Raw genomic sequence first — 25,245 nt, 5'->3', positions numbered from 1 at the left:
TCCGGGATCCTACGAGATCCGAGCCTGCCGCACCGTGCACTCATGAGAGGTGTGCGAACCGCTCCCGCAGGCCCAGCAGCAGCGCCTCAAGGCCGAGCTCGAACGCGCCCTCGTCGACGGCGCGCTGACGCTCGGCCAGCAGGTGCGCCTGGTTCAGGTGCGGGTACTCCTCGGCGTCGTACAGCCCGGCGTCGTCGACGAAGCCTCCGGCGAACGACCCCAGCGCCGAGCCGAAGACCAGGTAGCGCATCAGCGCGCCGATCCGGGTCGCCTCGCCGCGCGGCCAGCCCGCGTCGACGAGGGCGCCGAAGACCGCGTCGGCCAGCTTGAGCGCGTGCGGACGCCGTCCCGGTCCGTGCGCCAGGGCGGGCACCAGGTTCGGGTGCGCGACCAGCGCGGACCGGTAGGAGCGGGCCCACTCGCGCAGCGCGTCGGGCCACGGGTCGCGGCCGAGCATGTCCAGCTCCACCTCGCCGACGACCAGGTCCACGACCGCGTCGAGCAGGGCGTCCTTGGTCGGGAAGTGGTTGTAGAGCGACGGGCCGCTGACGCCGAGCTCGGCGGCGAGCTTGCGGGTGGAGAACGCGTCCAGGCCCTCCTCGTCGACGAGCCGCAGCGCGGTCACGACGATCCGCTCCCTGCTCAGCAGCGGGTTGCGCGGCCTGGCCATCCTGCTGGTTCTCCCTCGTCGATCCGGATCATGGTGCGTGTCCGGGCTTCCCTAAGAGTGCCCGATCGCGTTACAGTCCAAAAACTTGCAGCGCTAGTTTAATGGGAACGCAGGGAATCGCCGTGAACCTGGAGCTCACCGAGGAGCAGGCCGCCGTACGCGAGCTGGCGGCCGACTTCGTCAACCGCGAGATCGTGCCACACGCCGCCGCCTGGGACCGGGCCGAACAGGTCGACCAGGGCATCGTGAAGAAGCTGGGCGACCTCGGCTTCCTCGGCCTCACCATCCCCGAGGAGTACGGCGGCTCCGGCGGCGACCACCTGGCGTACGTGCTGGTCACCGAGGAGCTGGGCCGAGGCGACTCGTCCGTGCGCGGGCTGCTCTCGGTCTCGCTGGGCCTGGTCGCCAAGTCGATCAACCACTGGGGCAGCGAGGAGCAGAAGCAGCAGTGGCTGCCGCGCCTGTGCGCGGGCGAGGCGCTGGGCTGCTTCGCCCTCACCGAGCCCGGCACCGGCTCCGACGCGGGCAACCTCACCACCCGGGCCGTCCGCGACGGCAACGCATGGGTGATCAACGGCGCCAAGATGTTCATCACCAACGGCACCTGGGCCGAGGTCGCCCTGGTCTTCGCCCGCACCGGCACGCCGGAGGAGGGCCACAAGGGCGTCAGCGCCTTCCTGGTCCCGACCGACACCCCTGGGCTGACCCGCACCACCGTCCACGGCAAGCTCGGCCTGCGCGGCCAACCCACCGCCGAGCTGGCCTTCGAGGACGTCCGGGTCCCCGCCGGCGCCATGCTCGGCCCGGAGGGCAAGGGCTTCAACGTGGCCATGTCGGCGCTCGCCAAGGGCCGGATGTCGGTGGCGGCGGGCTGCGTCGGCATCATCCAGGCCTCCCTCGACGCCGCCGTCGCCTACGCCACCGAGCGCGAGCAGTTCGCCAAGCCGATCGCCGCCCACCAGCTGGTCCAGGAGATGCTCGCCGACATCAAGGTCGAGCTCGACGCGGCTCGGCTGCTGGTCTGGCGGGTGGCCGACCTGATCGAGCGCGGCCTGCCGTTCCAGACGGAGTCCTCGGTCGCCAAGCTCTACGCCTCCGAGGCCGCGGTCAAGGCCGCCAACACCGCTCTCCAGGTCTTCGGCGGCTACGGTTTCATCGACGAGTACCCGGTGGGCAAGTACGTCCGCGACGCCCGCGTGATGACGCTCTACGAGGGCACCAGCCAGATCCAGAAGCTCCTCATCGGCCGCGCCCTCACCGGCGTCAACGCCTTCTGATCGACCTCGCGTTCTGATCAATCTTGCGTTCTGATCAAGCTCGCGTTCTGATCCCCACCCACACAGTTCTCAGGAGCCCGACGATGCGCCCTGTCTACTTCGCCGCCGCCAAGCGGACCCCGATCGGCCGACTGCGCGGCGTGCTCTCCGGCGTCCGGCCGGACGACCTGGCCGCGACCGCCGTCCGCGCCGTGCTGGACGCCGTCCCCAGCCTCGATCCGGCCCGGATCGACGACGTCTACTGGGGCGCCGCCAACCAGGCCGGTGAGGACAACCGCAACATCGCGCGCATGGCCGTGCTGCTGGCCGGGATCCCGGACTCGGTCCCGGGAGCCACGCTCAACCGCCTCTGCGCCTCCGGCCTGGAGGCCGTCACGACCGCCGCGCGCGCGATCGCCTCCGGCGAGGCGGACATCGTGCTGGCGGGCGGCTCGGAGTCGATGAGCCGCGCCCCGTTCGTGCTCCCCCGCGCGGAGCAGGCGCTGCCGCATGGCCAGGAGATCTTCGACACCAAGCTCGGCTGGCGCATGACCAACCCGAGGATGAAGGAGCTGCACGGCGTCCTGTCGATGGGCGAGACCGCCGAGGAGGTCGCCCTCCGCTACAACGTCAGCCGCGAGGACCAGGACGCCTTCGCCCTGCGCAGCCACACCCTGGCCGCCGCCGCCCGCGAGGCGGGCCACTTCGACGCGGAGACCACCCCGGTCACGCTGGCGGACGGCACCACCGTCACCGCGGACGAGTCGATCCGCCCCGACACCAGCCTGACCAAGCTCGCCTCGCTGAAGCCCGTCTTCCGTCCGGGCGGGACGGTGACGGCGGGCAACGCCTCCCCGATGAACGACGGCGCGGCCGGGCTGCTGCTCTGCAGTGAGGAGGCGCTGGCCGAGCTCGGCGTCGAACCGCTGGGCCGCTACGTCATGGGCGCGAGCGCGGGCGTGCACCCCGACGTGATGGGCATCGGCCCGGTCCCGGCCGTGCAGCGGGTGCTGAAGCGCAGCGGACGCGGGTTGGAGTCGATCGAGACGGCCGAGTTCAACGAGGCTTTCGCCGCACAGGCGTTGGCGTGCGTGCGCGAGCTCGGCGTCGACCCGGAGCTGGTCAACCCCCAGGGCGGCGCCATCGCCATCGGCCACCCGCTGGGAGCCTCCGGCGCCCGCATCCTGACCACCCTGCTGCACCGCATGGCCCGCACCGGCGCCCACCACGGCCTGGCCACCATGTGCGTCGGCGTGGGCCAGGGCTCCGCCGTGCTCGTCGACCGCGACTGAGCTCGCCACGACTGAACGCCAGCTCCCGCACCCTCGCTCCTGCACGCCTCCTTGACCTCTCCTCAGAAACCGCAAGCGAAAGGGGATCCCCACCCATGAACCGCTTCACCGACCGCGTCGCCGTCGTCACCGGTGCGGCCCAGGGCATCGGCGCCGCCACCGCGACGCGTCTCGCCGACGAGGGCGCGAGCGTCGCCGTCGTCGACCTGACGGCCGAGCGGGCGCAGCAGACCGTCGACGCCATCACGGCCAAGGGCGGCACCGCCCGCGCCTACGGCTGCGACGTCGCCGACTACGACGCCGTCGAGGCGGTCTTCGCCCAGGTCGCCGCCGACTTCGGGGCGATCCACATCCTGGTCAACAACGCCGGGATCACCCGCGACAACCTCTTCTTCAAGATGCCGAAGAGCGACTGGGACGCCGTCCTGACGGTCAACCTGACCAGCGCCTACAACTGCAGCCACGTGGCGCAGACGTACATGTGCGCGCAGAAGTACGGCAAGATCGTCTCGCTCTCCTCCCGCTCCGCGCTGGGCAACCGCGGCCAGGCCAACTACGCCGCCGCCAAGGCCGGGATCCAGGGCCTGACCGCCACCCTCGCGATCGAGCTCGGCCCGTTCAACGTCAACGTCAACGCGGTCGCCCCCGGCTACATCGCCACCTCGATGACCGCCGCCACCGCCGAGCGCGTCGGCGCGAGCGCCGAGGACCACCAGGCGCTGGCCGCCGAGCGCACCCCGCTGCGCCGCGTCGGCCAGCCGGAGGACGTCGCCGCGGTGGTCGCCTTCCTCGCCTCCGAGGACGCCTCCTACGTCAGCGGCCAGACCCTGTACGTCAACGGGGGCGCCCGGTGACCACCCTGTCGCTGGCCTCGGTGCTGGCCGAGAACGCCCGGCGCAGGCCCGGCAAGCTCGCACTGGTCGAGGGCGCGACCAGGCTCACCTTCGGCGAGTTGTGGCAGCAGTCGCTGGGCCAGGCCGCGGCCCTGGTCCGCCTGGGCGTGCAGCCCGGCGACCGGGTGGCGCTGATGGCCCCGAACGTGGCCGAGTTCTGCCGCGCGTACTACGCGATCCTCGCCGCGGGCGGCGTCGTGGTGCCGGTGCACCTGCTGCTGACGGCCGAGGAGGTGGCCTTCGTGCTGCGCGACTCCGGCGCGCGGCTGCTGATCGCCCACGCCGCCAACGCCGAGGTCGCCGCCGTCGCGGCGGCCGAGGCGGGCATGCCGCTGGTCGGCGTCGGACCCGACACGGCGATGTCGGCAGCCCCGATGCCGGGCGCGCTGGGCCGGTTGGAGGAGTTCGCGGCCACGGTCGACCCGCTCCCGCACTTCGTCGCCCGCGACGCCGAGGACCCGGCCGTCGTCTTCTACACCAGCGGCACCACCGGCCGGCCCAAGGGCGCGGTGCTCAGCCACCTCAACCTGGTGATGAACGCGACGACCAACGCCTTCGACGCCAACCACACCTCCCCGGACGACGTGGCGCTCGGCGCGCTGCCGCTGTTCCACACCTTCGGCCAGACCGTGTCGATGAACTCGACCTGGCGGGCCGGAGCCGCGCTGGTGCTGCTGCCGCGCTTCCACGCCGGGCAGGCACTGGAGCTGATGGTCCGTGAGGGCGTCACCCACTTCCACGGCGTACCGCAGATGTACCTGGCACTGCTGGAGGCCGCGAAGGCTGTGCCTGGCCTGCCCGAACCGCAGCTGCCGAAGCTGGACCTGTGCATCTCCGGCGGTGCCTCGCTGCCGGTGACGGTGCTGGAGCGGTTCAACGCGACCTTCGGCGTCAGCATCTGCGAGGGCTACGGCCTCTCCGAGACCTCGCCGACCGCGTCCGTCAACCACCCCGACCTGGGCACCCGGGCCGGGACGGTCGGCCATGCGGTGTGGGGCGTGGACGTGGAGATCGCCCGCGCCGAGCTGGACGACCGGATCGAGCTGCTGCCCGCCGGCGAGCTGGGCGAGGTCGTGGTGCGCGGCCACAACGTCTTCCTCGGCTACCTCGACAATCCCGAGGCCACCCGGGAGGCGCTGGTCGACGGCTGGTTCCGCACCGGCGACCTGGGCAGCAAGGACGCCGACGGCTTCCTCTCCATCGTGGACCGCAAGAAGGACGTGGTGATCCGCGGCGGCTTCAACGTCTACCCGCGCGAGGTCGAGGAGACACTGCTGCGCCACCCCGCCGTGGCGCAGGCGGCGGTCATCGGCCTGCCGGACGACGTGCACGGCGAGGAGGTCTGCGCGGTCCTGGTCCTGGACCCGGCCGTCAGCCCCGCGCCGACGGCCGAGGAGATCGTCACCTGGTCCAAGGAGCACCTGGCCAAGCACAAGTACCCGCGCCGGGTCGAGTTCACCGACGCCTTCCCGCTCGGCCCCAGCCACAAGGTGCTCAAGCGGGAGCTGCGGAGGCAGTACCAGGAGCAGGGCTCCCGGTAGGCAGGGCCTGCTCCGCCCAGATGGTCTTGCCCTGCGGCGAGTGCCGGGTGCCCCAACGCGTCGAGCACTGGGCCACCAGCATCAGCCCGCGCCCGCCCTCCTCGAAGGAGCGGGCGCGGCGCAGATGCGGCGCGGTGCCGCTGGCGTCGGAGACCTCGCAGATCAGCGCCGTGTCGCGGATCAGCCGCAGCCGTACCGGCGGGCGGCCGTAGCGGATCGCGTTGGTCACCAGCTCGCTGACGACAAGTTCGGTGACGAAGGTCAGCTCGGGCAGCCCCCAGTGGGCCAGTTGACGCGCGGCCAGGCCGCGCGCCTCGGCGACGAAGGTCGGGTCGAAAGGCACGCTCCAGTCCGCGACCTGGTCCGCGCCGAGCGCCCGGGTGCGGGCCAGCAGCAGCGCCACGTCGTCGCGCGGGCGCAGGGTGGTGAGCGCGCCGAGCACGTCATCGCAGACCGCCGCCAGGTCCGGATCGGGTCCGGCGGCGGCCAGTTGGTCGCTCAGCGCCGCGAGCCCCTGGTCCGGGTCCCGGAACCGCGACTCGACCAGCCCGTCCGTGAACAGCGCCAGCAGGCTCCCCGGCGGCAGCTCGAACTCCGCCGACTCGAAGGCCAGTCCGCCCAGTCCGAGCGGCGGCCCGGCGGGGACGTCGAGGTACTCCACCCTCCCGTCCGGCGTCCGCAGCGCCGGTTCCGGATGCCCCGCCCGAGCCAGCACGCAGCGCCGGGCGATCGGGTCGTAGACCGCGTACAGGCAGGTCGCGCCGATCTCCGCGCTGCCTCCGTCCGTGCTGCTCGCCTCGTCACCGCCGCTCGCGTCGACCTCGTCCGGATGCGCCTCCGCCTCGGCCTCCGCCTCCGCGTTCTCCGTGTTCAGGCTGATCACCAAGTCGTCCAGGTGCGAAAGCAGTTCGTCCGGCGGCAGGTCGACGTCGGCGAGCGTGCGGACCGCCGTCCGCAGCCGTCCCATCGTGGCGCTGGCGTGCAGGCCGTGCCCGGTCACGTCGCCGACCACCAGGGCGACCCTGGTGCCGGACAACGGGATCACGTCGAACCAGTCACCGCCGACGCCCGCCTGAGCACTCGCGGGCAGGTACCGGCTGGCGACGTCCACCGCCGCCTGCCGGGGCGCGCGCTGCTGGAGCAGGCTGTGCTGGAGCGTCAGCGCGGTGGCACGCTCGCGGGTGTAGCGGCGCGCGTTGTCGAGCCAGACCGCCGCCCGGCCGACGATCTCCTCCGCGAGCGGGACGTCGTCCTCATGGAACGGCTCCGAGGTCGGCGCGGCCGGATCGTGCCGCACGGTCCGCCCGGTCCTGCGGGTCCGGTGGTTCGCCGGGTCGTTCAGCCGGCTGAAGACCACCACGCCCAGCGTCGTCTCGCGCGCGGTCACCGGGACCGTCATCAACGACGCCAGCCCGTGCTCGGCCGCCCAGGCGGAGCGCGCCGGATCGCCCGCCAGCCAGGCCACCACGTCCGCGTCGGTCATCGTGTGCACGCCCGCCCGCCCCGTCGCCAGACAGCGCGCGGGCGGCGACCCCGGCGGGTAGCTGCCACGCAATCCGACGCCCACCACGCCCGTGTCCAGCCCGGCCAGGTGCGGACCCACACCCGCCTGCGCGGCACGGCGCAGCCGCACGTCCCCCGCCGGTGGCCCCGCCGCCGGTTCCTCGCCGCGGAAGACGCCGTCGAGCAGGTCGACGCTGACGAAGTCGGCGAAGCCGGGGACGACGACGTCCGCCAGGTCCTGCGCGGTCCGGCTGACGTCCAGCGAGGTCCCGATCCGGGCTCCCGCCGCGTCGAGCAGCGCCTGCCGCCGACGCGCGGCGAACTGCTCGGAGAACTCGACGGCGGAGACCGCCACCGCGTCCAGCCGCCCGTCCGCGTCCCGTACCGGTGTGTAGGACACCGCCCACGCTCCGGTCCGCGACTCGCCCGGACGAGGGGCGTAGGTCTCCAGGGTGATCGGCTCCCCGGTCGCGGCGACCTCGCGAATCAGCCGCTCCGACTCCTCCAGCACCGAGCGGTCGATGTGCGGCAGCGGCAGCTCCGACGGCAGCCGTCCGCGCAGGTCCTCGTCCGTGAGGCCGGAGTCGGACATGCCGCCGAGCTCGCTCATCTTCGCGTTGATCCGCAGCAGCCGCCCGGTGGCGTCGCACAGCATCCAAGGCACCGGTGACTGCTCGAAGGCGCGCTCGGCCAGCGAGCGGCGGGGCTCGTCGGGCATGCCTCGATCATCGGCCCGCCCGCTGCGCCCTGCCACTCCGGCGGCGCCCCGCTCCGGCCGCCCGCCACTCCGACAGCCCCGCCGCCCTCCCTCTTTCAGCGTCCCCGGGATGCAGCCACGGCGATCCGGCCGCTGCATGGAAGAGAGCACAAATCTGACTACCTATCAGCTAAGACTTCACCCAGGGAGCGGGGATGCACGTGAACCGACTCGTGACCGACCGACTCGGCACCGACCGCCTGATCGCGCTCGACCTAGGCACGTCCCGGGTGCGGGCCTGGCGGTCGCGCGGCGGGGTCGTCTTCGACGAGCCGTCCGTCGTCGCGTTCGACCTGGACCGGGGCATCGCCTTCGCCTTCGGCGAGCCCGCCCAGCAGATGACCGGCCGGACCCCTCCGGGCATGACCACGGTCAACCCGCTGAGCGCCGGCACCATCACCGACTTCGAGGGCGCCCGGGTCCTCGCCCGGCTGGCCCTGGACCAGGCCCGCGCCAGCCGGTTCTCGCTGCGTCCCACCGTCGCCACGGCGGTCACCGTCGAGAGCCGCGGCATCCACGTCAAGGCGCTGGAGCAGGCCCTGCTCCAGGCGGGTGCGGCCAGGGCGCTCACCTTCCCCGCGCCGCTGGCGGCGGCCGTCGGCGCGGGCGTGCCGATCGACCAGGAGACCGGCACCATGGTCGTCGACCTCGGCGCGGGCACCAGCGACCTGGCCGTCTTCGCCTTCGGACAGCTCGTCAGCGCCACCTCCCTGACCGTCGGCGGCAACACGTTCGACCGCACGCTCGCCGCCTGGGCCCGGCGTCGCCACCGCGTGGACCTCGGCGCGACCGCCGCCGAGCAGTTGCGGATCGCCGCGGGCGCCTGGGACGGCGACCCGTCCGCCCGGGAGCTGGAGGCCAAGGGGCGCCGCACCGAGTTCGGCACGCCGGTGCTGGCGACGTTCTCCGCGGAGGAGGTGCGCCGGGCGATCAGCCCCGCGGTCGACGTCCTCGTCGACGGCATGGGCGCGCTGCTGGCCAAGTGCCCGACCGAGCTGAGCGCGGACATCACCGAGCACGGCATCGTGCTGACCGGCGGCTGCGCCCGCGACCCCTGGCTCAGCCAGCTCCTTCGGGACCGGCTCGGCCTCGACGTCCAGGTCGCCGACGCACCGGAGACCTGCACCGTCCGCGGGCTCGGCCGCCTGGCGGGCGCCGCGGGCACCGCCCGTACCGCCGACGGCGCGGCAGCGCTCAGGACCATCGCCGCCGCTGTGGGAGACTGACTGCCCCCAAGCAGTGGAGAGTACGAGAACCGTGGGCGCGAACTGGCGGCCGATACCCGATGACGTGCGCGGAAGCGCCCGCCGCCTGACCGAGGAACTCCGTTCGATCAAGGACCGCAGCGGCCTGTCCCTCACTCAGATCGGAACACGCACCCACTACAGCAAAGCCTCCTGGGAACGCTGGTTCAACGGCAAGCGGGTGATCACCGAGCAGGCCCTGGAAAGCCTGGCCGCCAATGTCGACGAGCGCGCACGCCTGCTCCAGCCGCTGCTGGCGCTGGCCGCGCAGGAGACGGGTGGTGACGTCTCGGAGCCGGTCGCAGAAGCACCCACGCCAGCGCCCGCACCCGCACGCGTGCCCGCGCCCGCGCCCTCGGCCGCCCCGATCCGGCGGTGGTCAGAGCACCTGCGGCGGCTCACCGGGAGCAGCGCGGCCCGCACGGGCGCGATCGCCGTCGTCTCGGCGTTGCTCGGCGCCGTCGGCGGCGCCTGGCTGATGTCCGCGACCTCGCCCTCGGCGTCCCACACCGCCGCGAGCGCGGACAGCACGCCCGTCGTGGTCCCCGTCAGCGCCTCCGCGCCGCCGACGTGCCAGGGCGTGGGCTGCGCGGGCAAGGACCCGCAGTCGACCGGATGCGTCTCCGACGTACGGGACCTGATCACCCAGAACATCGGGACCATGGTCATCTACCTGCACTACAGCGCCCGCTGCAAGGCCGCCTGGGGCGCGCTCACCGACGGCGCGCGCGGCGACACCGCCACCATCGCGACGTCCACGGGCGACCACCAGACCGCGTTGGTCCACTGGGGTTACGACAACTACTCGATGATGGTCGACGCCGGCACCTCCGGCGCCACCCTCCAGGTCTGCGGCACCCAGCCCGCCGGCCACGGCTGCACACCCACGGTGCCCGTGCCCGTGCCATGAGCTTGGTCGGCGTCCGGGCAGTACCCCCGCGCTGCCCGGACGCCGCCGACCCGCTCTCGGGATCAACTCTGCACGACGTCCGGGCACCCGCCCGACCAGATCGGCCGGCCTGAGACGTCGCAGCCCGTCTCACGCCTCTGACCTGCGGCTTGAGACGCCGCCTGGTGACGGCGTCTCATCCTGCTCCGGCTTCTCAGCCCTTGGTGGCGCAGGCGTTGGCCGCGTTCGACCAGAGCCCCTGGAGGTCGAAGGTGCCGGTGCTGAGCGGCACGTAGGCGTCGAGGTTCTGGCACTCGTCGCCTATCTCACCGTTCTTGCCGTTCCAGCCGATGCTCGGCCAGAAGTCGGTCACCGTCTCCGCGTACTCGTGCGTCTCGGTCGACTCGATCCCGGAGAGCATCCGCCCGTCCGTGAAGGTCGTGCACGCGCCCGCGCCGAGGTCCGGGATGTACGGCAGGTTGGTGTAGGCGAGCTTGCCGTAGCTCGACGTGGTCTTGTCGTGCCAGGCGCAGAAGCCCGAGTTGGGGAAGCCGTCCGGGTGGGTCCCGGTGGCCGAGACCACCACGTACTGCGCGTTCAGGTTGGGCGCCTGCGTGGTGTTGCCGAAGTGCGCCGCGGCGTGGCCCGCCTCGGCGGCGATCTGCGCGGCGGTCGCGTTCGTGGGCGCTGCGCTCGCGTTGTCGAACCAGACGCCGCCCAGCGGGCTGGACGCCGGGTGGGTCACGTGCGTGCCCTTGGTACCGCAGTTGGTGGTGCCGGTGGCGACGCCCTCGCAGTACTGGGTGAGGATGGTGCCCCAGGTGTCCGCGGAGCCGTAGAGGCCCTTGAACATCGCCTGCAGGTCGGGCGCGACCCCGGCCGGGTCACTGGCCCACTGCGAACCCCAGAAGACCAGGTACACCTTGGGCGTCGGCGAGACCACGCCCTGCTTGCCGCTGGACCGCACGCTCAGCGTGTTGGCGCTGGTCGCCTTCGCCTGCAGCGGGGCGCCCGCGACATGACCGCCGATCGGCTTCTCGCCGTAGTGGACGTCGTGCACGGTGACACCCGACGCCGTGACACCCGACGCGGTGTCAGCCGGGGCCGGGGCGGCGGCCTGTGCCGCGCTGCCGAGCCCGGCGGTGACAAGACCTGCTGTGGTGACGGCAGCCAGAGTGACTGCAAGCCTGCGTATGCGCACGGTGATCCCCCCAGGGGTCGCATGGACTTTCGACCACGGCGTGGCCATAGCGGAACCTAGTGGCCAGCTGTGTGAAATGTCCATGGCATTGGTGCGCTTCCACCGTAATCTCTGCGGGACCTGACGCCGCGTCGCTAAAAGCGGCTCACACGCCCCCTCCTTCGGCCATGCGCCCCACCGTTCGGGCGAACATCGCGGCTCCGTCCGTGTGTCCTCCACCGCAGCGGCGTTCGTAGGACTTCAATCCTCGGAGGCTGAGCCCTCGTCAGGGGCGAAGCTCCTGATCAGCAGTGCGGTGCAGTCGCACATGCAGTGCCGGTCAGCCGCAGCTCACTCCAGCAGTCCGGTCGAGGAAGGCCCACCACCGTGATGAAGCACCCTCTGCAGCGCGCCGCCACCGCCACCGCCGTCGTCTCCCTGGTTCTCGCGGCGGCAGCCTGCGGCAAGACGGGGAGCGCCAGTTCCTCCTCCTCCGCCTCGCCGAGCTCGGGCGGCTCGGCGGTCTCGGCCAGCGGGAGCATCGGTCTGCTGCTGCCGGAGAACACCACGACCCGTTACGAGCAGTTCGACAAGCCGTACTTCGAGGCCAAGGTCAAGCAGCTCGCCCCGAACGTCACGGTCAACTACGCGAACGCGGGCGGCAGCGCGCAGGTCCAGGCGCAGCAGGTGCAGACGATGATCAACGAGGGCGTCAAGGTCATCGTCGTCGACCCGCAGGACTCCACCCAGATCAAGGCCTCCGTCGACGCCGCCCACGCCAAGGGCATCAAGGTCGTCTCCTACGACCGCCTCGCCGAGGGCCCGGTGGACGCCTACGTCTCCTTCGACAACGTCCGCGTCGGCCAGCTCCAGGGCACCGGCCTCATCGACGCGCTCGGCTCCAAGGCCAGCCCGTCGGCCAAGATCGTCGAGATCGACGGCGCCCAGTCCGACCCGAACGCCGCGCAGTTCAAGAGCGGCTTCCAGGGCGCGGTCAAGGGCAAGCTGGACATCGCCTACGACGCCTCGGGCCAGTGGCTGCCGGACGTCGCCGCGCAGAAGGCCACCGCCGCGATCAACCAGCTCGGCGCCCACAACATCGCGGGCTTCTACTCGGCCAACGACGAGATGGCCGCCGGTATCGCCACCTCCATGAAGAACGCGGGCCTCAGCGGCCTCCCGCTGACCGGCCAGGACGCCCAGCTCGACGCGATCCAGCGGATCGTGGCCGGCACCCAGTCCTTCACCATCTACAAGGCCTACAAGCCCGAGGCGGACTCCGCCGCGCAGATGGCCGTCGACCTGCTCACCGGTCAGAGCACCGCGTCCATCGCCAACACGACCCAGACCAACGGCTCCGGCAACAAGGTCCCGGCCGACCTGCTGACGCCGGTCCTGGTGAACAAGGACAACATCAAGTCCACCGTCGTCGCGGACGGCCTGTGGACCATCCCGCAGATCTGCACCCCCACCTACGCCGCCGCCTGCAAGTCCGCGGGCCTCGAGTGAGGGACGATCAACCGGTCCTGGCCCTGCGCGGCGCCTCCAAGCGCTTCGGCGCCGTGCAGGCCCTGACCGACGTCGAACTGGAGGTACACCAGGGCGAGGTCGTCGCCCTCGTCGGCGACAACGGCGCGGGCAAGTCGACCGTGGTCAAGACGATCGCCGGGGTGCACCAGATCGACGAGGGCGACATCGAGTGGGAGGGTCGCCCGGTCACGATCCACCGCCCGCAGGACGCCCAGCACCTCGGCATCGCCACCGTCTACCAGGACCTCGCGCTGGCCGACAACCTCGACGTCGTCGCCAACCTCTTCCTCGGCCGGGAGCTCGTCACGCACGGCACCCTCGACGAGGTGGCCATGGAGAAGCGCGCCCAGGAGCTGCTGGACACCCTGTCGATCCGCATCCCCAGCGTCCGCATCCCGGTCGCCAGCCTCTCCGGCGGCCAGCGCCAGGTCGTGGCCATCGCGCGCTCGCTGATCGGCGACCCCAAGGTGGTCATCCTGGACGAGCCGACCGCGGCGCTGGGTGTCGAGCAGACGGCGCAGGTGCTCGACCTGGTCGAGCGCCTGCGGGACCGCGGCCACGGCGTGCTGCTGATCAGTCACAACATGGTCGACGTCCGGGCGGTGGCGGACACGGTCGCAGTGCTGCGGCTCGGCCGCAACAACGGCACCTTCCCGGTGCAGGAGACCACGCAGGAGACCATCATCGCCGCCATCACCGGAGCCACCGACAACGCGGTCACCCGTCGGCAGGCCCGCGGCTCGGGATCGAACCCGGAGGGCCTGTGAGCACGGACTTCCCACCGCCCTCCGATCCCGAGCACCCGTTCGAGCCCGAGCAGCCCTTCGACTCCGGGCAGGGGTTCGACTCCGGGCAGCCTTTCGACCCGACGCACCCCTCCGCCGCGGCGGAGCGTGCCGACCCGACGCCTCCGCCTGCGGTCGCGCAGCCCGTGGACCCGCGGCTGCTGGTCCGTCAGGAAGGCCTGCGCGGCTACTTCGACGAGTTCCGTCGCAAGGTGCGCGGAGGCGAACTGGGCTCGATCCCGGTCGTCGTCGGGCTGATCATCATCTGGGTGATCTTCACCGTCAAGGACAGCAAGTACTTCAGCGCCGCCAACGCCGAGTACATCTCGTACTACATGGTCGGGCTGGGCCTGCTCTCGGTCGGCCTGGTCTTCGTCCTGCTGCTCGGCGAGATCGACCTCTCGGTGGGCTCGGTCAGCGGTCTGGCCGCCGCGCTGTTCGCCGTGCTGTCGGTCAACCACGGGATCAACCCGTGGGTCGCGGTCCTGCTGACGCTGCTGGCCGGGATGGCGATCGGCGCGCTCCAGGGGTGGATCTTCGCCCGGATCGGCGTGCCCGCGTTCGTGGTCACCCTGGCCGGCTTCCTGGCCTGGCAGGGCGTCATGCTCTGGCTGCTCGGCTCGACCGGCACCATCAACCTGCCGGACACCGCGCTCAACCACCTGTTCTCCGGCAACTCCTTCTTCCTCAATGGCGACGTCGCCGGGGCGTACCTGCTGGCGGGGCTCGCCGTGCTGATGATGGCCGTCTCGCTCTTCGGCCAGCAGCGGAGGAGGAAGGCCGCGGGAGTCCCCTACCGTCCGACCAGCGAACTGCTGCTCCGCACCGGCATGCTGGCGGTCGCGGTGTTCCTGGTCGCCTGGGTGCTCAACCGGGCCAGCGGCGTGCCGAACGCTATGGTCATCTTCCTTGTGCTGCTGGTGATCTGCGACTTCGTGCTGCGCCGGACCCGGTACGGGCGGCAGATCTTCGCGGTCGGCGGGAACATCGAGGCGAGCCGCCGCGCCGGTATCAGCGTGCCCATGGTCCGGACCACGGTCTACGCCATCTCCGGCACCTTCGCGGCGCTCGGCGGTCTGGCCATCGCGGGCACCACGTCCGCCGCCGGGCAGGCCGGTGCGGACCCGAACAACCTGATGATGGCCATCGCCGCGGCCGTCATCGGCGGCACCAGCCTCTTCGGCGGACGCGGACGCGTCTGGTCGGCGCTGCTCGGCATCCTGGTCATCGAGTCGATCAACTCCGGCCTGTACATGCTGGGACTGACCCTCGACATCCAGTACATGATCACCGGCGGCGTGCTGCTGGCCGCGGTCATCGTCGACTCGCTCTCCCGCCGCACCCAGAAGTCCTCCGGCCGGGCCTGACGGCGGGGCTCGGGGCGGGAGCGCGGGGCGCCGGGGAGCTTAGGCGGGGCCACATGATTTCCACAAGAAGCGCGGTCACCATCGCGCCGTGGACATCCTGACGCCCCCCGGACCTGCCGACGACCCCGCGCCCGCGCTCGGCGACCGCTACCTGCTGGCCGAGGTCCTCGGCAGCGGCGGCATGGCCGAGGTGCACCGTGCCCGCGACCTGCGGCTGGACCGGACGGTCGCGGTGAAGATCCTGCGCCCGGCGCTGGCGGCGGACCCGGTCTACCGGGTCCGCTTCGGCCGCGAGGCCCGTGCCGCCGCCTCGCTCAACCACCCCGGGATCGTCGCCGTCTTCGACTCCGGCGAGGGCGCGGGACGCGGCATGGACCTGCCCTACCTCGTCATGGAGTACCTGCCCGGCCGCACGCTCGCCCAGGTCCTCCAGGCCGAAGGCCCGCTGCCGCCCACCCTGGTCCTCCGGGTGACCGCCGACCTCCTCGACGCGCTGGCCCACGCCCACGCGCACGGCATGGTCCACCGCGACGTCAAGCCGGCGAACGTGATGGTCCTGGACGACGGCACCGTCAAGCTCATGGACTTCGGCATCGCCCGCAGCGCCACCCCGACTGACAGTGCATCAGAAGGGCTGACCTCCACCGGCATGGTCGTCGGCACCGCCGACTACCTCTCCCCCGAGCAGGCACGCGGCGAGCCGGTGGACGCACGCAGCGACCTCTACGCCGTCGGCTGCATGCTGTACGAGCTGCTCACCGGGCGTCCGCCGATGGCGTCCGAGAATCCGCTCGACACCATCTGGCGCCGCCTCAGGGAGGACGCGCCGCGGCCCTCCGCCGAGGTTCCCGGACTCTCGGCGGACGTCGACGCCCTGGTCTGCCGCGCCCTCGCGCGCAACCCCGCCGACCGGTTCCCGGACGCACGGTCCATGCGCGCGGCAGTGGAGGCCGTGCTGGCGGCGGAGGGCGATCCGGCGACGGGTGCGGCGGGGGCGGCGGGTACAGCGGCTCAGGAGGTCGACGACACGTCCGCGCGCACGGTGCAGCTCATGCAGTCGGCTCAGTCGGCTCCGTCCGCGGGGTCAGCTCAGTCCGCTCAGTCGGCGACCGTGCGTCTGGCCGTGCCGTCGGACCCGACGACCGTGTTGCGCAACGTTTCGGGCCTGCCCACCGAGGCGCTCCGGCACGAGCAGACGGTGATCGAGCCCCTGCTACCGGACGCGGAGGCCCAGTCGCCCGGGCAGCCGCAGCGGAAGCGGCGTCGGGCCGGGGCGTGGGCGGGGCTTTCGGCGGTGCTGGTCGCGGGCGTCGTCGGGGGATGGTTCGCGCTCGGCGGCGGTGCCAGTGCCGCAGGCACGGGCGCAGGCACGACCGGCGGGACCGGTGGCACCGCGTCCTCGTCCTCCAGCGCGTCGCCCGTCGTCGCCTCGGTGACCGTCCCGGACCTTGCCCACGACAGCCTCGCCCATGCCCGCCACACCCTGCTCGGCCTGGGCCTGCACCTCGGCCACATCCGGACGGGCACGTGCACGGGCACCGCCGCCGCGCCCCGGACCGTCTGCTCGCAGTCCCCCGCCGCCGGGTCCGCGCTGCACCACGGCGGGACGGTCAGCCTGACCGTCTCCCGCGCGCCCGGGCTTGCCGGGGGTACGGGGTCGGCTTAGCGTCGAGTCATGATCAACGGCACCCATGTGGTGATCTACACCAGCGACGCCGAGGCCGACCGGGCCTTCTTCCGCGACGTGCTGGGCCTGCCCAGCGTCGACGCCGGGCACGGCTGGCTGATCTTCCAGGCCCCGCCCAGTGAGATCGCCTTCCACCCCACCCAGTCGGTCCACTCGCACGAGCTGATGCTGATGTGCGACGACCTGGAGGCGACCGTCGCCGAACTGACCGCCAAGGGCGTCGAGTTCACCCGCCCGGTACAGGAGCTGAACTGGGGCCTGCTCACCGGCTTCCGCCTCCCCGGCGGGGGCGACCTCGCCCTCTACGAACCGCGCCACCCGCGCGCGGCAAGCGCAGGCCAGGCCTAGGGCCTGTCATCAGTCTCCGGTCAGGATCAACCCGCCGTCGACGGTGAGCACGGTGCCGGTGACGAACTGGTTCTCCATCAGGTAGAGGTTCGCCGCAGCGATCTGCTGCGGCTCGCCGATCGCGCCCGTCAGAGCGCGCCGCGCGAAGCTGTCGAACACCGCCGCGCGCTGGGGTTCGGGAACAGCGTCCCACAGCGGTGTGCGCACGGCGCCGGATCGGACGACGTTGACGCGGACGGGGGCGAGATCGACGGCCAGTCCGCGGACGAGGCCCTCGGTGGCCGCGGATCCGGCGGAGGCGAGTGCGGCGCCGGGGACCGGGCGGACGCCGACCGTCCCCGAGGTGAGGGTGATCGATCCGCCGGGGCGGATGCGCGGGGCGGCGTGCTTGGCGACGGCGACGGCTCCCCAGAACCGGACATCGAAGGCGCGGCGGGCCTGGTCGAGCGGGAGTTCCTTCAGTGCGCGGCGATCGGCCTGGTCGCCGGCGGTGAACACCACGTGGTCGAGTTCGCCGACGCGGGCGAACAGGTCGGCGACGGCCTCCTCGTCGCGCACATCGAGTTCGGCGCCGTCGCACGAGTCCGGCAGTCCTACGAGCGCGGCGACGACGCGCTCCTTGCTGCTCGAGGCGATGGTGACGACGGCACCGGCTGCCGCGGCCGCGTGGGCCGTGGCCAGCCCCATGCCGGAACTGCCGCCGATGACGACGATGCGCTGACCGGTCAGTGCCATGGCGCTCCTCCTGGATTCACCAATCTGATGACTCATTGAGACATCACAGTACCACGCAATGTCTCAATGAGTCATCACTGCTAGACTCCGACCATGGCGCGTTGGGAGCAGGGAGCGGAGGATCGACTGCGCGAGGCTGCGCTGGCGCTGTTCCTGGAGCACGGGTACGAAAACGTCACCGTCGCGCAGATCACCGAGCGCGCCGGGCTGACGCGACGCACGTTCTCCCGCTACTTCGCCGACAAGCGCGACGTGCTCTTCGCCGGCTCGGACCAGCTCCCGGCCGCTCTCGCCGACGCCCTGCGCAAGGCCGACGCGCAGCTCACGCCTTTCGAAGCCCTCCTCAGCGCGCTCGAGCAGGTCGGCGACATGCTGGCGACCCGGGTCGCCCCGCACGCCGCACAACGACAGGCGATCGTCGAGGGCAGCACCGAACTCCAGGAGCGCGGCCGCACCAAGTTCGCCGCCGTCTCCGACGCCCTGGACGCGGCCCTTCGCCAGCGCGGGGCCACCGAGTCGGAGGCAAACCTGCTGGCGAGCGTCGGCGTCGCCATCTTCCGGACTGCGTTCGGACGTTGGGTCGCCGAGCCGGACGCCGCCACCTACTCCGAGCGGGTGCGCGAAACCGCCGACGAACTCACCCACGCACTCGACCGACGCTGACCAACCGCGCCCTGGCCCGAATCGCTGCCTCATCTAGTTGTGGTGGGGGTAGCGGGTGTTGGGTGGGGGTGGGGTGTCCGGTGGTGGGACGGCGTGGGGTCGGCCGTTCCTGATTTCGAGTTCCCAGCCGGTCTGGTGGAGATCGGTGTGGTGCTCGTTGCAGAGCAGGGCGAGGTTGTCGAGACTGGTTTCGCCGCCGTCGGCCCAGTGGGTCACGTGGTGGGCTTCGCACCAGGTGGGTGGCCGGTCGCAGCCGGGCCAGACGCAGTGCCGGTCCCGGGCGACGACCGCGTCCCGCAGATGGGCGGGGACGGTGCGGGTCGCGCGGCCGATGGAGACCGGCTTGTCCTGCCCTCGGGCGAGGATGACGCGGAGCTGGCAGTCACACGCCTCCTTCCGCGCCTGCCAGGCGGGGAGCTGGTAGCCCCGGGTCGTTGTCGCCGCCGCCTTCGGCCGGAGCAGCCCGGAGAGCTCGTCGCCGTCGTCGCTCGCAAGGACCGGGTGGGTGGGGCAGGTGGTGCGCAGGGCGTCGAGGTCGGCGATCAGGGTCAGGTGCGGACGCTGCCCACCCGTCGTCGGCAGCCTGTCCGAGCCCAGCGCCAGATCCGCGACACTCTCCATCGCGTCACCCATGCGCTCGGAGTGGGTGCGGGTCTCACCCTCGACCGGGGTGCCCATCGCCGCCTCCAGGGCGACCCGGAGCTTCTCCCCCGCCACCGGGGACAGTTCACCGGACAGGACCCAGAACGGCCGATCACTCGTGCCGGTCGCGGAGAGCTTGACCCAGGACTGGAACACCGCCGGAACCGCCGTCGCGTCGGCGTCCTGCTCGGGGACGAGGTGGGCGTGGATCTGCTTCGCGGCCTGACGGACATGCGCGAGGTGGAGCTTCGGGGTCTGCTCGACCATCAACACCTCCGCCGCATGACGCGCGGCGGTGTCCTCGATCGGGGCGAGCTCCTTCGCCAGGATCTCCACCTGGTCCGTCGACAGGCTGCCGTCGGCCTGGGCCTGACGAATCGTCGGGAGCTTGTCCAGATCCCGCGCGAGGTTCACCAGGCGGTTCGCGTGACCCTGGCCCATCTGCGCGTGCGTGCGCAGGAAGCCCTTCGTGGAGCGGCAGCGGACCGCGGTAGCGCCGCCCACGCGGTCGAACACCGCCAGACGACGCAACTTCTGCGCATCCAACATCTCCGACAACCGCTCAAGAGCCAGGAACTGCTCCGCGAGGTAACCCACACCCGCGTCCAACAACGCGCCATCACCCTCGTCGTCCAGGGCGGTCAACAGCTCACGCGCGCACCCGGGAAGAGTCCGCAACGGATCCACGAACCGCGCCTGACGCGACGAGACCGGCGTCCCCGCCACGAAGCGGGAACCCGCCGCATCACGCGGCAGACCCAGCCAGTCATCACCAGCAGGCGAAGGAGAAGGAACAGAAGGGGGAATTGAAGGGAGCCGGGGATCCGAACCAGAAGACGAACCCTGGGACTCCGGGGAAACACCCCACCCATGGACGCCATCACCGTCATCACACCCGCCCCCGAAGATCGAGGCGTCCATAGAACAATTATCAAGCCACAACCCCACCCACGACCATGGCCCACAAGGACTATATTCCGAACACGAACGAGTTAGTCATTCTGTTCGATTACCTGGAATTCCGACGGACGATCAGGACCGGTGCTGGCCCGCGAAGAAGAGCAGCATGGCCAGGCCCGCGAAGACGTGCAGGCCGATGACGTAGATGAAGACCCGGACATTGACCCGGCGCTCGGTGTGGGTGCTGCCGTCCTCGACGGACAGCGGAACCGGGGTGGCGGGGACGGGGGCGGCGTGGGGCGAGTGGTCAGCCAAGGCACAACTCCGACGTAGGGCTCTGCAGCAGCGTGTGCAGGAAGAGCAGGTCGACTCCGGCCGCCGAGTCGGCGGACAGACGGTGTGGGCGCATCGAGTCGAAGTGGGCGGAGTCACCGGGGTCGAGCAGGTGCTCCTCCCGGTCCAGGTTCAGCACCAGGCGTCCGCTGAGCACGAAGACCCACTCCTCCCCCGGATGGACCCGGACGACCGCCTCCTGCGTGCCTTGCGGGACGTGCACGCGCAGCGCCTGCATGGCGCGGCCGGGGGCTCCGGCGGGGCGGTAGGTCCAGCCGCCCGCCTTCGAGGGCTCGGCGGTGGCGCCGCGCACGACGGTGGTGGGGGCTGTCGGGGTCTCCCCGAGCAGGACGTCCAGCGGGACGGCGTAAGCTCGAGAGAGGCCCAGCAGTACGGGGAGTGAGGGCTGGCGCTTGGCAGTCTCCAGCCGCGACAGGTGCGCGGGTGAGAGGCCGATCCGGGCGGCGGCCGCCTCGAGTGTGAGGCCGCTGCTCAGTCGGCGCTCACGCAACCGCGCGCCGAGGCCGGGGAGTTCCTCATCGAGCTTGCGCTCACGGGGAGTGCCCGGCTCTTCCTGGTGGTGCATGGCTCCTGCGTCCATGCACTCAGTGCACACCCCCTTCGCCCGCCGGGCAAGTTTCTTGCCTCTGAGGCAAAATCTCCGCGCCCGACGACGGGCCACGCCCTTTCCGCCGCGCCTACCAGGGCTACCGGGTCGTAAGGTGATCGGAAAGACGCAAGATCCGCAGCCGAAAGGGCCGGTCGATGGTCAGCGATTCCGTCGGGGAATCGGTCGCGCTTCAGGCCTCGGCGGTGCTCGACGCCGTCGGGATCGGTGTCTGGCGTTGGAGCACGGCCGACGGCGTCCTCGAAGCGGACGCCCGTACCCGGGACCTGCTCGGGCTCGCCGACGACGGCGGGGAGTTGACGGCGGCGTCCGTCCGATCCCGGCTGCACGGCGAGGACATGGCCCAGCTGAGCGCGACCTCGCGGCTGGTACTCACGGAGCAGCGGCCGACGGGCGCACGGGTCCGGGTGCTGACCCCGGACGGACGCCTGCTGCGCACGATCATGGTGCAGATATCCCCCGGACCTCCGGGAAGCCGGTTCTCGCTGCAGGGCACGGCGGTCGACGCGCAGCCGCGTCCCCCGGTGCTGCCGGGGTCGCCCGAACCCGTCCACGCGGACGAGGCGGGGCAGGCCCAGATCGAGGCGCTCAACGCGCTCCCGCGCCCGGCCGACACACCGCCGCCGGCGAGCGACGCACCCCAAGAAACGCCGGAGACGCCGAAGGCTTCAGGAGCGCCAGGAGCGCCGGAAACCCTGAGGCCGGGATCCCGACCGACGTCGGGCCCCCTCGCCCAGTCCTCCCGGTCCGCGCGGTCCGCCCGCTCGGCCACCGGCGTCCGGGCGCGGCTGCCGGAGACGGACCTGCGGCGCTCCCGGGAGGCGTTCCTCCTCGACGCGGGCCGGGCGCTGGCCGAGGCGAGTACGACCAGCGAGGTGCTCCGGGTCGCCGCCACGCTCGCGATGCCGGGCTTCTCGCCGGACGGGCAGGCGGTGTTCGGCGTGCGCGGCACGCTGCTGACCGTGGTGGGACAGCACGGGCACTCGACCGAGCAGGCCACCCCGTTCCAGATGCCGCTGGACACCGAGTACCCCGCGGCGCAGGTGGTGCGCACCGGGCGGCCGATCTACCTCTCCACGCCGGAGGAGTACGCCCGCCGGTTCCCGGCGACCTGGCCGCTGGCGCAGGGGTTCCACCGCAGGTCGTGGGCGTTCCTGCCGCTGGTGACGGCGGGTCGGACCACCGGCGCGTGGCTGGCGGCGTTCGCCACGCCCGTCGCCTTCACGCCGGACGAGCGGGCCGTGCTGTCGACCGTCGCGCGGATGCTGTCGCAGGCGCTGGAGCGGGCGCACACCAACGAGGCCGAGCGGGCGCTCTCCCGGGGTCTGCGGCGCTCGATGGGCGACTCGGCGCGTCAGCTCGACGGGCTGACGGTCGCCGCGCGGTACGTGCCCACCGGCGGCGGGCTGCTGGTCGGCGGCGACTGGTACGACGTGATCGACCTGCCGGGCGGGCGGGTCGCGCTGGTCATCGGGGACGTGCAGGGGCACGACGTGCACGCCGCCGGGGTGATGTCGCGGCTGCGGACGGCGGTGCACGCGTACGCGGTCGAAGGGCACCGGCCGGACGCGGTGCTGTCGCGTGCCTCGCGGTTCCTGGCCAGCGTCGACGAGGACCGGTTCGCCACCTGCATCTACATCGAGGCCGAACCGGCGACCGGCAGGCTGGCCATCGCCCGCGCGGGACACCCCCACCCGGTGCTGCGGTCGCCGGACGGCAGCGCGATGATCCGGCACGTCGACGGCGGGCTGCCGCTCGGGCTGATGCCGGACGATGAGAGCTATCCGGTCACCGAGATGGAACTGCAGGTCGGCGAGGTGTTCATGGCCTGCACCGACGGCCTGATCGAGACCGGCGGGCACGACTGGTACACCGGCTGGGTCCGGGTCAGGGATGTGATCGAGCCGGGACCGGTGGACGACCTGGAGGGGATCGCCGACGCGCTGATGCAGGCGGTCCACGGACCCGCCTCGCACCGCGGCCCGGGTCAGCTTGCGGACCGGCGCGAGGACGACATCGCGCTGCTGCTCCTGCGCCGCGACGAACGCGTCGGCGCGCCGAAGCCGACCGGCCGTCGGCTGATGCTGACCGTCGCCCAGGGCCGGCCCGAGCGGCTCGCGGGCGCGCGCCGGGAGTTGCGCGGCATCCTGCACGACTGGCACGAGCCGGACGGGGTGGACGCGGCCGTGCTGCTGGTCTCCGAGCTGCTCGCCAACGTGCTGCTGCACACCGATCAGGAGGCGGCGCTGACGGCCGAGTTGACCGGGCCCGCGGGCGAACGGCGGCTGCGCGTCGAGGTGTCGGACGGCAGCGACGAACTGCCGCTGCGGCGTTCGCCGGGCGAGATGGCCTCCTCGGGACGCGGCCTGGTGCTGCTCGACCTGCTCGCGGACGGCTGGGGTGCCCGTCCGCTCGGCGAGGGCAAGTCGATCTGGTTCGAGATGAACGAGAAGGCCGACCAGGCCAGCGTGACGGACGGAGCCGACCTGACTGGCGGAGCCGACGAGCTCGGGTAGCGCGGCAACCACGTAGGCGGCAAAAGTGCTGGCCGCGCCCGTCGTCGCGGTGCCATGCTGGCCGCGTGGACGGACCGGAGATCATCATCAGTTTCGCGCCCGAGCTGCACCTCTTCGTCTCCGCGCCCCGGCGCAGCACCGACGGGGCCCGGGTGCGCACCGACGGCACGTCCACGCTCGGGCACGTGGTCGAGTCGCTCGGCGTGCCGCTGACCGAGGTGGGCCGGCTGCTGCTGGACGGGCGGGAGACCACGACCGCGTACGTGCCCGGGGCCGGGGACCGGATCCAGGTCGACGCCGTGACGCGCCCGCAGGCGCTGCCGGGACCGGCGCGCCTCCTGCTCGACGTGCATCTGGGGACGCTGGCACGCCGGTTGCGGCTGCTGGGCGTGGACGCGGCGTACGAGCGACTCGACATCGGCGACGCGGCGCTGGCCGCGCAGTCGGCGCGGGAGCAGCGGGTGATGCTGTCCCGGGACCGCGGGCTGCTGCACCGACGCGAGCTGTGGGCGGGCGCGTACGTGTACAGCCACCGTCCGGAGGAGCAGCTGACCGACGTGCTGGAGCGGTTCCGGCCGCCGCTGGCACCGTGGACCCGGTGCACGGCCTGCAACGGAGAGCTCCGCCCGGCGACGCTGGAGGAGGTCCGGCCGCAGCTGCGGGAGGGGACCGAGCGCAGCTACGACACCTTCGCCCTGTGCACCGCCTGCGGGCGGGCGTACTGGCGCGGCGCGCACCAGGGCGGGCTGAACGACATCGTCGAGGAGGCACTCCGATACGTGGGCGAGCAGCCCGACGAGGACGTCCGGCGGACGGCCTGAGCGTCACCTGGTCGCCGCCTGAACGGCGGGTCTCTGCGCGCGCCCGCGCGGGCGCGGGTGTTCGCTGGTACGCGGGGAGGGACGACGGAGCACCCGTACCGAACCGCGAACCACGAACCCGAACCCCGAACCGCCAGAGAGGCCGCCATGACCATCGCCATCGACAAGCTCTCCGACCCCGTCGTCCGCCGGCTGGTGACGGCGATCAACGGGCACGACCGTGACGCCTTCGTCGAGCTGCTGACCGCCGACGCGACCATGGCGGACGACGGTTCGGACCGCGACCTGAACGAGTGGATCGACCGGGAGATCTTCTCCTCGGGCGGCCGGATGGACGTGCAGAGGGAGTCGGACGGCGGGCGCAGGCTGGTGGCCCGGTTCCGGAACGACACCTGGGGCGAGATGAACACGGTCTGGCGGTTCGAGGTCGTCGACGGCAAGGTCAAGCGCTTCGAGACCGGCCAGGCCTGACGAACACTCAGTTCTCTTCCCGCTCCCGCACGATGAGCACCGAGCAGCGCGCGTACTGGGCCAGGTGCAGACTGACCGAGCCCAGCATGATGCCCTTGAATCCGCCGTAGCCGCGACTGCCGACCACGAGCAGCGCGGCGCCGTCGGCGACGTCCAGCAGCGCCTGGGTCGGTGAGCCCTGGATGACCCGCTGCCTGACGATCGGGTGCGGACCGGGACCGGCCACCTCCTCGACCGCCTGGGCGAGACGGCGCACCGCCTGCTCCTCGAAGGTGAGGCCCGCCTGCCCGGGCGGCGGCTCGGGCACCGAGAAGATGCTCGGCCACTCCCAGGCCAGCACGGCGTGGACGAGGCTGCCGGTCAGCTCCGCCTGCCGGATCGCCACGCGCAGCGCCTCGGCCGCGTGGGCCGAGCCGTCGACCCCGACGACGATGTAGTCCGGCACTCGCTCGGCGCTGCCTTGGCTCATCCCGGTTCCTTCCGTTTTATGATCTTTTGCTCCGACGGTCACGCTCTCATGCCCGCGGCCTTTCGCCGGTCAGCGACGCAGGGTCACGGCGAGGGAAGCCCGGCAAGCCCGGGAAGCGTTGCGCC

General features: G+C 72.1%; 23 protein-coding genes. 15 read left to right on the top strand and 8 right to left on the bottom strand.

Annotation, left to right across the window (positions count from 1 at the left end; all coding sequences use genetic code 11):
• Nucleotides 1-40 precede the first annotated feature (40 nt).
• On the bottom strand, nt 41-670 hold the full coding sequence (locus I2501_RS37060) for a TetR/AcrR family transcriptional regulator (protein WP_196198475.1): 630 nt from the start codon (nt 668-670) through the stop codon (nt 41-43).
• Between the two features lie 122 nt (nt 671-792).
• Here I2501_RS37060 and I2501_RS37055 point away from each other — a divergent pair, with 122 nt between their 5' ends.
• From I2501_RS37055 to I2501_RS37040, 4 genes are all read left to right on the top strand, one after another.
• Entirely contained in the window at nt 793-1,947 is a 1,155-nt protein-coding gene (locus I2501_RS37055; RefSeq protein WP_196198474.1) for an acyl-CoA dehydrogenase family protein, read from the top strand.
• A gap of 83 nt (nt 1,948-2,030) precedes the next feature.
• Nucleotides 2,031-3,218: a thiolase family protein gene (locus I2501_RS37050; protein ID WP_196198473.1), complete on the top strand. Its 1,188-nt coding sequence runs from the start codon at nt 2,031-2,033 to the stop codon at nt 3,216-3,218.
• Nucleotides 3,219-3,313: 95 nt separating this feature from the next.
• Nucleotides 3,314-4,072, top strand: coding sequence for a 3-oxoacyl-ACP reductase FabG (gene fabG / locus I2501_RS37045; protein WP_196198472.1), 759 nt, complete (start codon nt 3,314-3,316; stop codon nt 4,070-4,072).
• Nucleotides 4,069-5,652, top strand: coding sequence for a long-chain-fatty-acid--CoA ligase (locus I2501_RS37040; RefSeq protein ID WP_196198471.1), 1,584 nt, complete (start codon nt 4,069-4,071; stop codon nt 5,650-5,652). The genes fabG and I2501_RS37040 overlap by 4 nt, the downstream gene beginning before the upstream one ends.
• On the opposite strand, the gene I2501_RS37035 is transcribed toward I2501_RS37040, so the two are convergent.
• Entirely contained in the window at nt 5,606-7,873 is a 2,268-nt protein-coding gene (locus I2501_RS37035) for a SpoIIE family protein phosphatase (RefSeq protein ID WP_236047935.1), read from the bottom strand. The genes I2501_RS37040 and I2501_RS37035 overlap by 47 nt on opposite strands.
• Nucleotides 7,874-8,073: 200 nt before the next feature.
• Here I2501_RS37035 and I2501_RS37030 point away from each other — a divergent pair, with 200 nt between their 5' ends.
• Nucleotides 8,074-9,138: a rod shape-determining protein gene (locus I2501_RS37030; protein WP_196198469.1), complete on the top strand. Its 1,065-nt coding sequence runs from the start codon at nt 8,074-8,076 to the stop codon at nt 9,136-9,138.
• A 64-nt stretch (nt 9,139-9,202) separates the two neighbouring features.
• Nucleotides 9,203-10,066 (top strand): helix-turn-helix domain-containing protein, encoded by an 864-nt coding sequence (locus tag I2501_RS37025; protein WP_196198468.1) that lies wholly within the window; start codon nt 9,203-9,205, stop codon nt 10,064-10,066.
• Nucleotides 10,067-10,259: 193 nt separating this feature from the next.
• Here I2501_RS37025 and I2501_RS37020 read toward each other — a convergent pair whose 3' ends face one another.
• Nucleotides 10,260-11,246: a hypothetical protein gene (locus tag I2501_RS37020; RefSeq protein ID WP_196198467.1), complete on the bottom strand. Its 987-nt coding sequence runs from the start codon at nt 11,244-11,246 to the stop codon at nt 10,260-10,262.
• Nucleotides 11,247-11,615: 369 nt separating this feature from the next.
• Between I2501_RS37020 and I2501_RS37015 the strand changes: the two genes are divergently transcribed.
• The 5 genes from I2501_RS37015 (at nt 11,616) to I2501_RS36995 (ending at nt 16,942) form a co-directional block, all read left to right on the top strand.
• Nucleotides 11,616-12,734, top strand: coding sequence for a sugar ABC transporter substrate-binding protein (locus I2501_RS37015; RefSeq protein WP_196198504.1), 1,119 nt, complete (start codon nt 11,616-11,618; stop codon nt 12,732-12,734).
• A complete protein-coding gene (locus I2501_RS37010; protein WP_196198466.1) occupies nt 12,731-13,522 on the top strand; it encodes an ATP-binding cassette domain-containing protein in 792 nt (263 codons plus the stop codon). The genes I2501_RS37015 and I2501_RS37010 overlap by 4 nt, the downstream gene beginning before the upstream one ends.
• The gene (locus I2501_RS37005; protein WP_328806862.1) at nt 13,519-14,907 is read left to right on the top strand and encodes a sugar ABC transporter permease; all 1,389 of its coding nucleotides are present in this window, start codon (nt 13,519-13,521) and stop codon (nt 14,905-14,907) included. Before I2501_RS37010 ends, I2501_RS37005 begins: the two co-directional genes overlap by 4 nt.
• An 88-nt stretch (nt 14,908-14,995) precedes the next feature.
• Nucleotides 14,996-16,573, top strand: coding sequence for a protein kinase domain-containing protein (locus tag I2501_RS37000; RefSeq protein ID WP_196198465.1), 1,578 nt, complete (start codon nt 14,996-14,998; stop codon nt 16,571-16,573).
• Between the two features lie 9 nt (nt 16,574-16,582).
• A complete protein-coding gene (locus I2501_RS36995) occupies nt 16,583-16,942 on the top strand; it encodes a VOC family protein (RefSeq protein WP_196198464.1) in 360 nt (119 codons plus the stop codon).
• A 9-nt stretch (nt 16,943-16,951) separates the two neighbouring features.
• On the opposite strand, the gene I2501_RS36990 is transcribed toward I2501_RS36995, so the two are convergent.
• A complete protein-coding gene (locus I2501_RS36990) occupies nt 16,952-17,677 on the bottom strand; it encodes an SDR family oxidoreductase (protein ID WP_196198463.1) in 726 nt (241 codons plus the stop codon).
• Nucleotides 17,678-17,770: 93 nt separating this feature from the next.
• Here I2501_RS36990 and I2501_RS36985 point away from each other — a divergent pair, with 93 nt between their 5' ends.
• Nucleotides 17,771-18,340 (top strand): TetR family transcriptional regulator, encoded by a 570-nt coding sequence (locus I2501_RS36985; RefSeq protein ID WP_196198462.1) that lies wholly within the window; start codon nt 17,771-17,773, stop codon nt 18,338-18,340.
• Between the two features lie 33 nt (nt 18,341-18,373).
• Here I2501_RS36985 and I2501_RS36980 read toward each other — a convergent pair whose 3' ends face one another.
• From I2501_RS36980 to I2501_RS36970, 3 genes are all read right to left on the bottom strand, one after another.
• Nucleotides 18,374-19,669: an HNH endonuclease signature motif containing protein gene (locus I2501_RS36980; protein ID WP_196198461.1), complete on the bottom strand. Its 1,296-nt coding sequence runs from the start codon at nt 19,667-19,669 to the stop codon at nt 18,374-18,376.
• Nucleotides 19,670-20,014: 345 nt separating this feature from the next.
• Nucleotides 20,015-20,197 (bottom strand): DUF6126 family protein, encoded by a 183-nt coding sequence (locus tag I2501_RS36975; RefSeq protein WP_196198507.1) that lies wholly within the window; start codon nt 20,195-20,197, stop codon nt 20,015-20,017.
• Nucleotides 20,190-20,816, bottom strand: a complete 627-nt coding sequence (locus I2501_RS36970; RefSeq protein ID WP_408022818.1) for a helix-turn-helix domain-containing protein — start codon at nt 20,814-20,816, stop codon at nt 20,190-20,192. The genes I2501_RS36975 and I2501_RS36970 overlap by 8 nt, the downstream gene beginning before the upstream one ends.
• Before the next feature lie 164 nt (nt 20,817-20,980).
• Between I2501_RS36970 and I2501_RS36965 the strand changes: the two genes are divergently transcribed.
• From I2501_RS36965 to I2501_RS36955, 3 genes are all read left to right on the top strand, one after another.
• A complete protein-coding gene (locus I2501_RS36965) occupies nt 20,981-23,359 on the top strand; it encodes an ATP-binding SpoIIE family protein phosphatase (protein WP_236047931.1) in 2,379 nt (792 codons plus the stop codon).
• 65 nt (nt 23,360-23,424) lie between these two features.
• Complete coding sequence (locus I2501_RS36960; RefSeq protein WP_196198460.1) at nt 23,425-24,180, top strand: Mut7-C RNAse domain-containing protein; 756 nt, start codon at nt 23,425-23,427, stop codon at nt 24,178-24,180.
• 147 nt (nt 24,181-24,327) lie between these two features.
• The gene (locus I2501_RS36955) at nt 24,328-24,651 is read left to right on the top strand and encodes a nuclear transport factor 2-like protein (protein WP_196198459.1); all 324 of its coding nucleotides are present in this window, start codon (nt 24,328-24,330) and stop codon (nt 24,649-24,651) included.
• Nucleotides 24,652-24,658: 7 nt separating this feature from the next.
• Here I2501_RS36955 and I2501_RS36950 read toward each other — a convergent pair whose 3' ends face one another.
• Entirely contained in the window at nt 24,659-25,120 is a 462-nt protein-coding gene (locus tag I2501_RS36950) for a universal stress protein (protein ID WP_196198458.1), read from the bottom strand.
• Between the last annotated feature and the right edge of the window lie 125 nt (nt 25,121-25,245).

The organism is Streptacidiphilus fuscans, from assembly GCF_015690355.1.
GTDB classification, from domain to species: domain Bacteria; phylum Actinomycetota; class Actinomycetes; order Streptomycetales; family Streptomycetaceae; genus Streptacidiphilus; species Streptacidiphilus fuscans.
The sequence above is the reverse complement of the archived record's forward strand: the minus strand, read 5'-3'. Positions and strand labels throughout refer to the sequence as shown.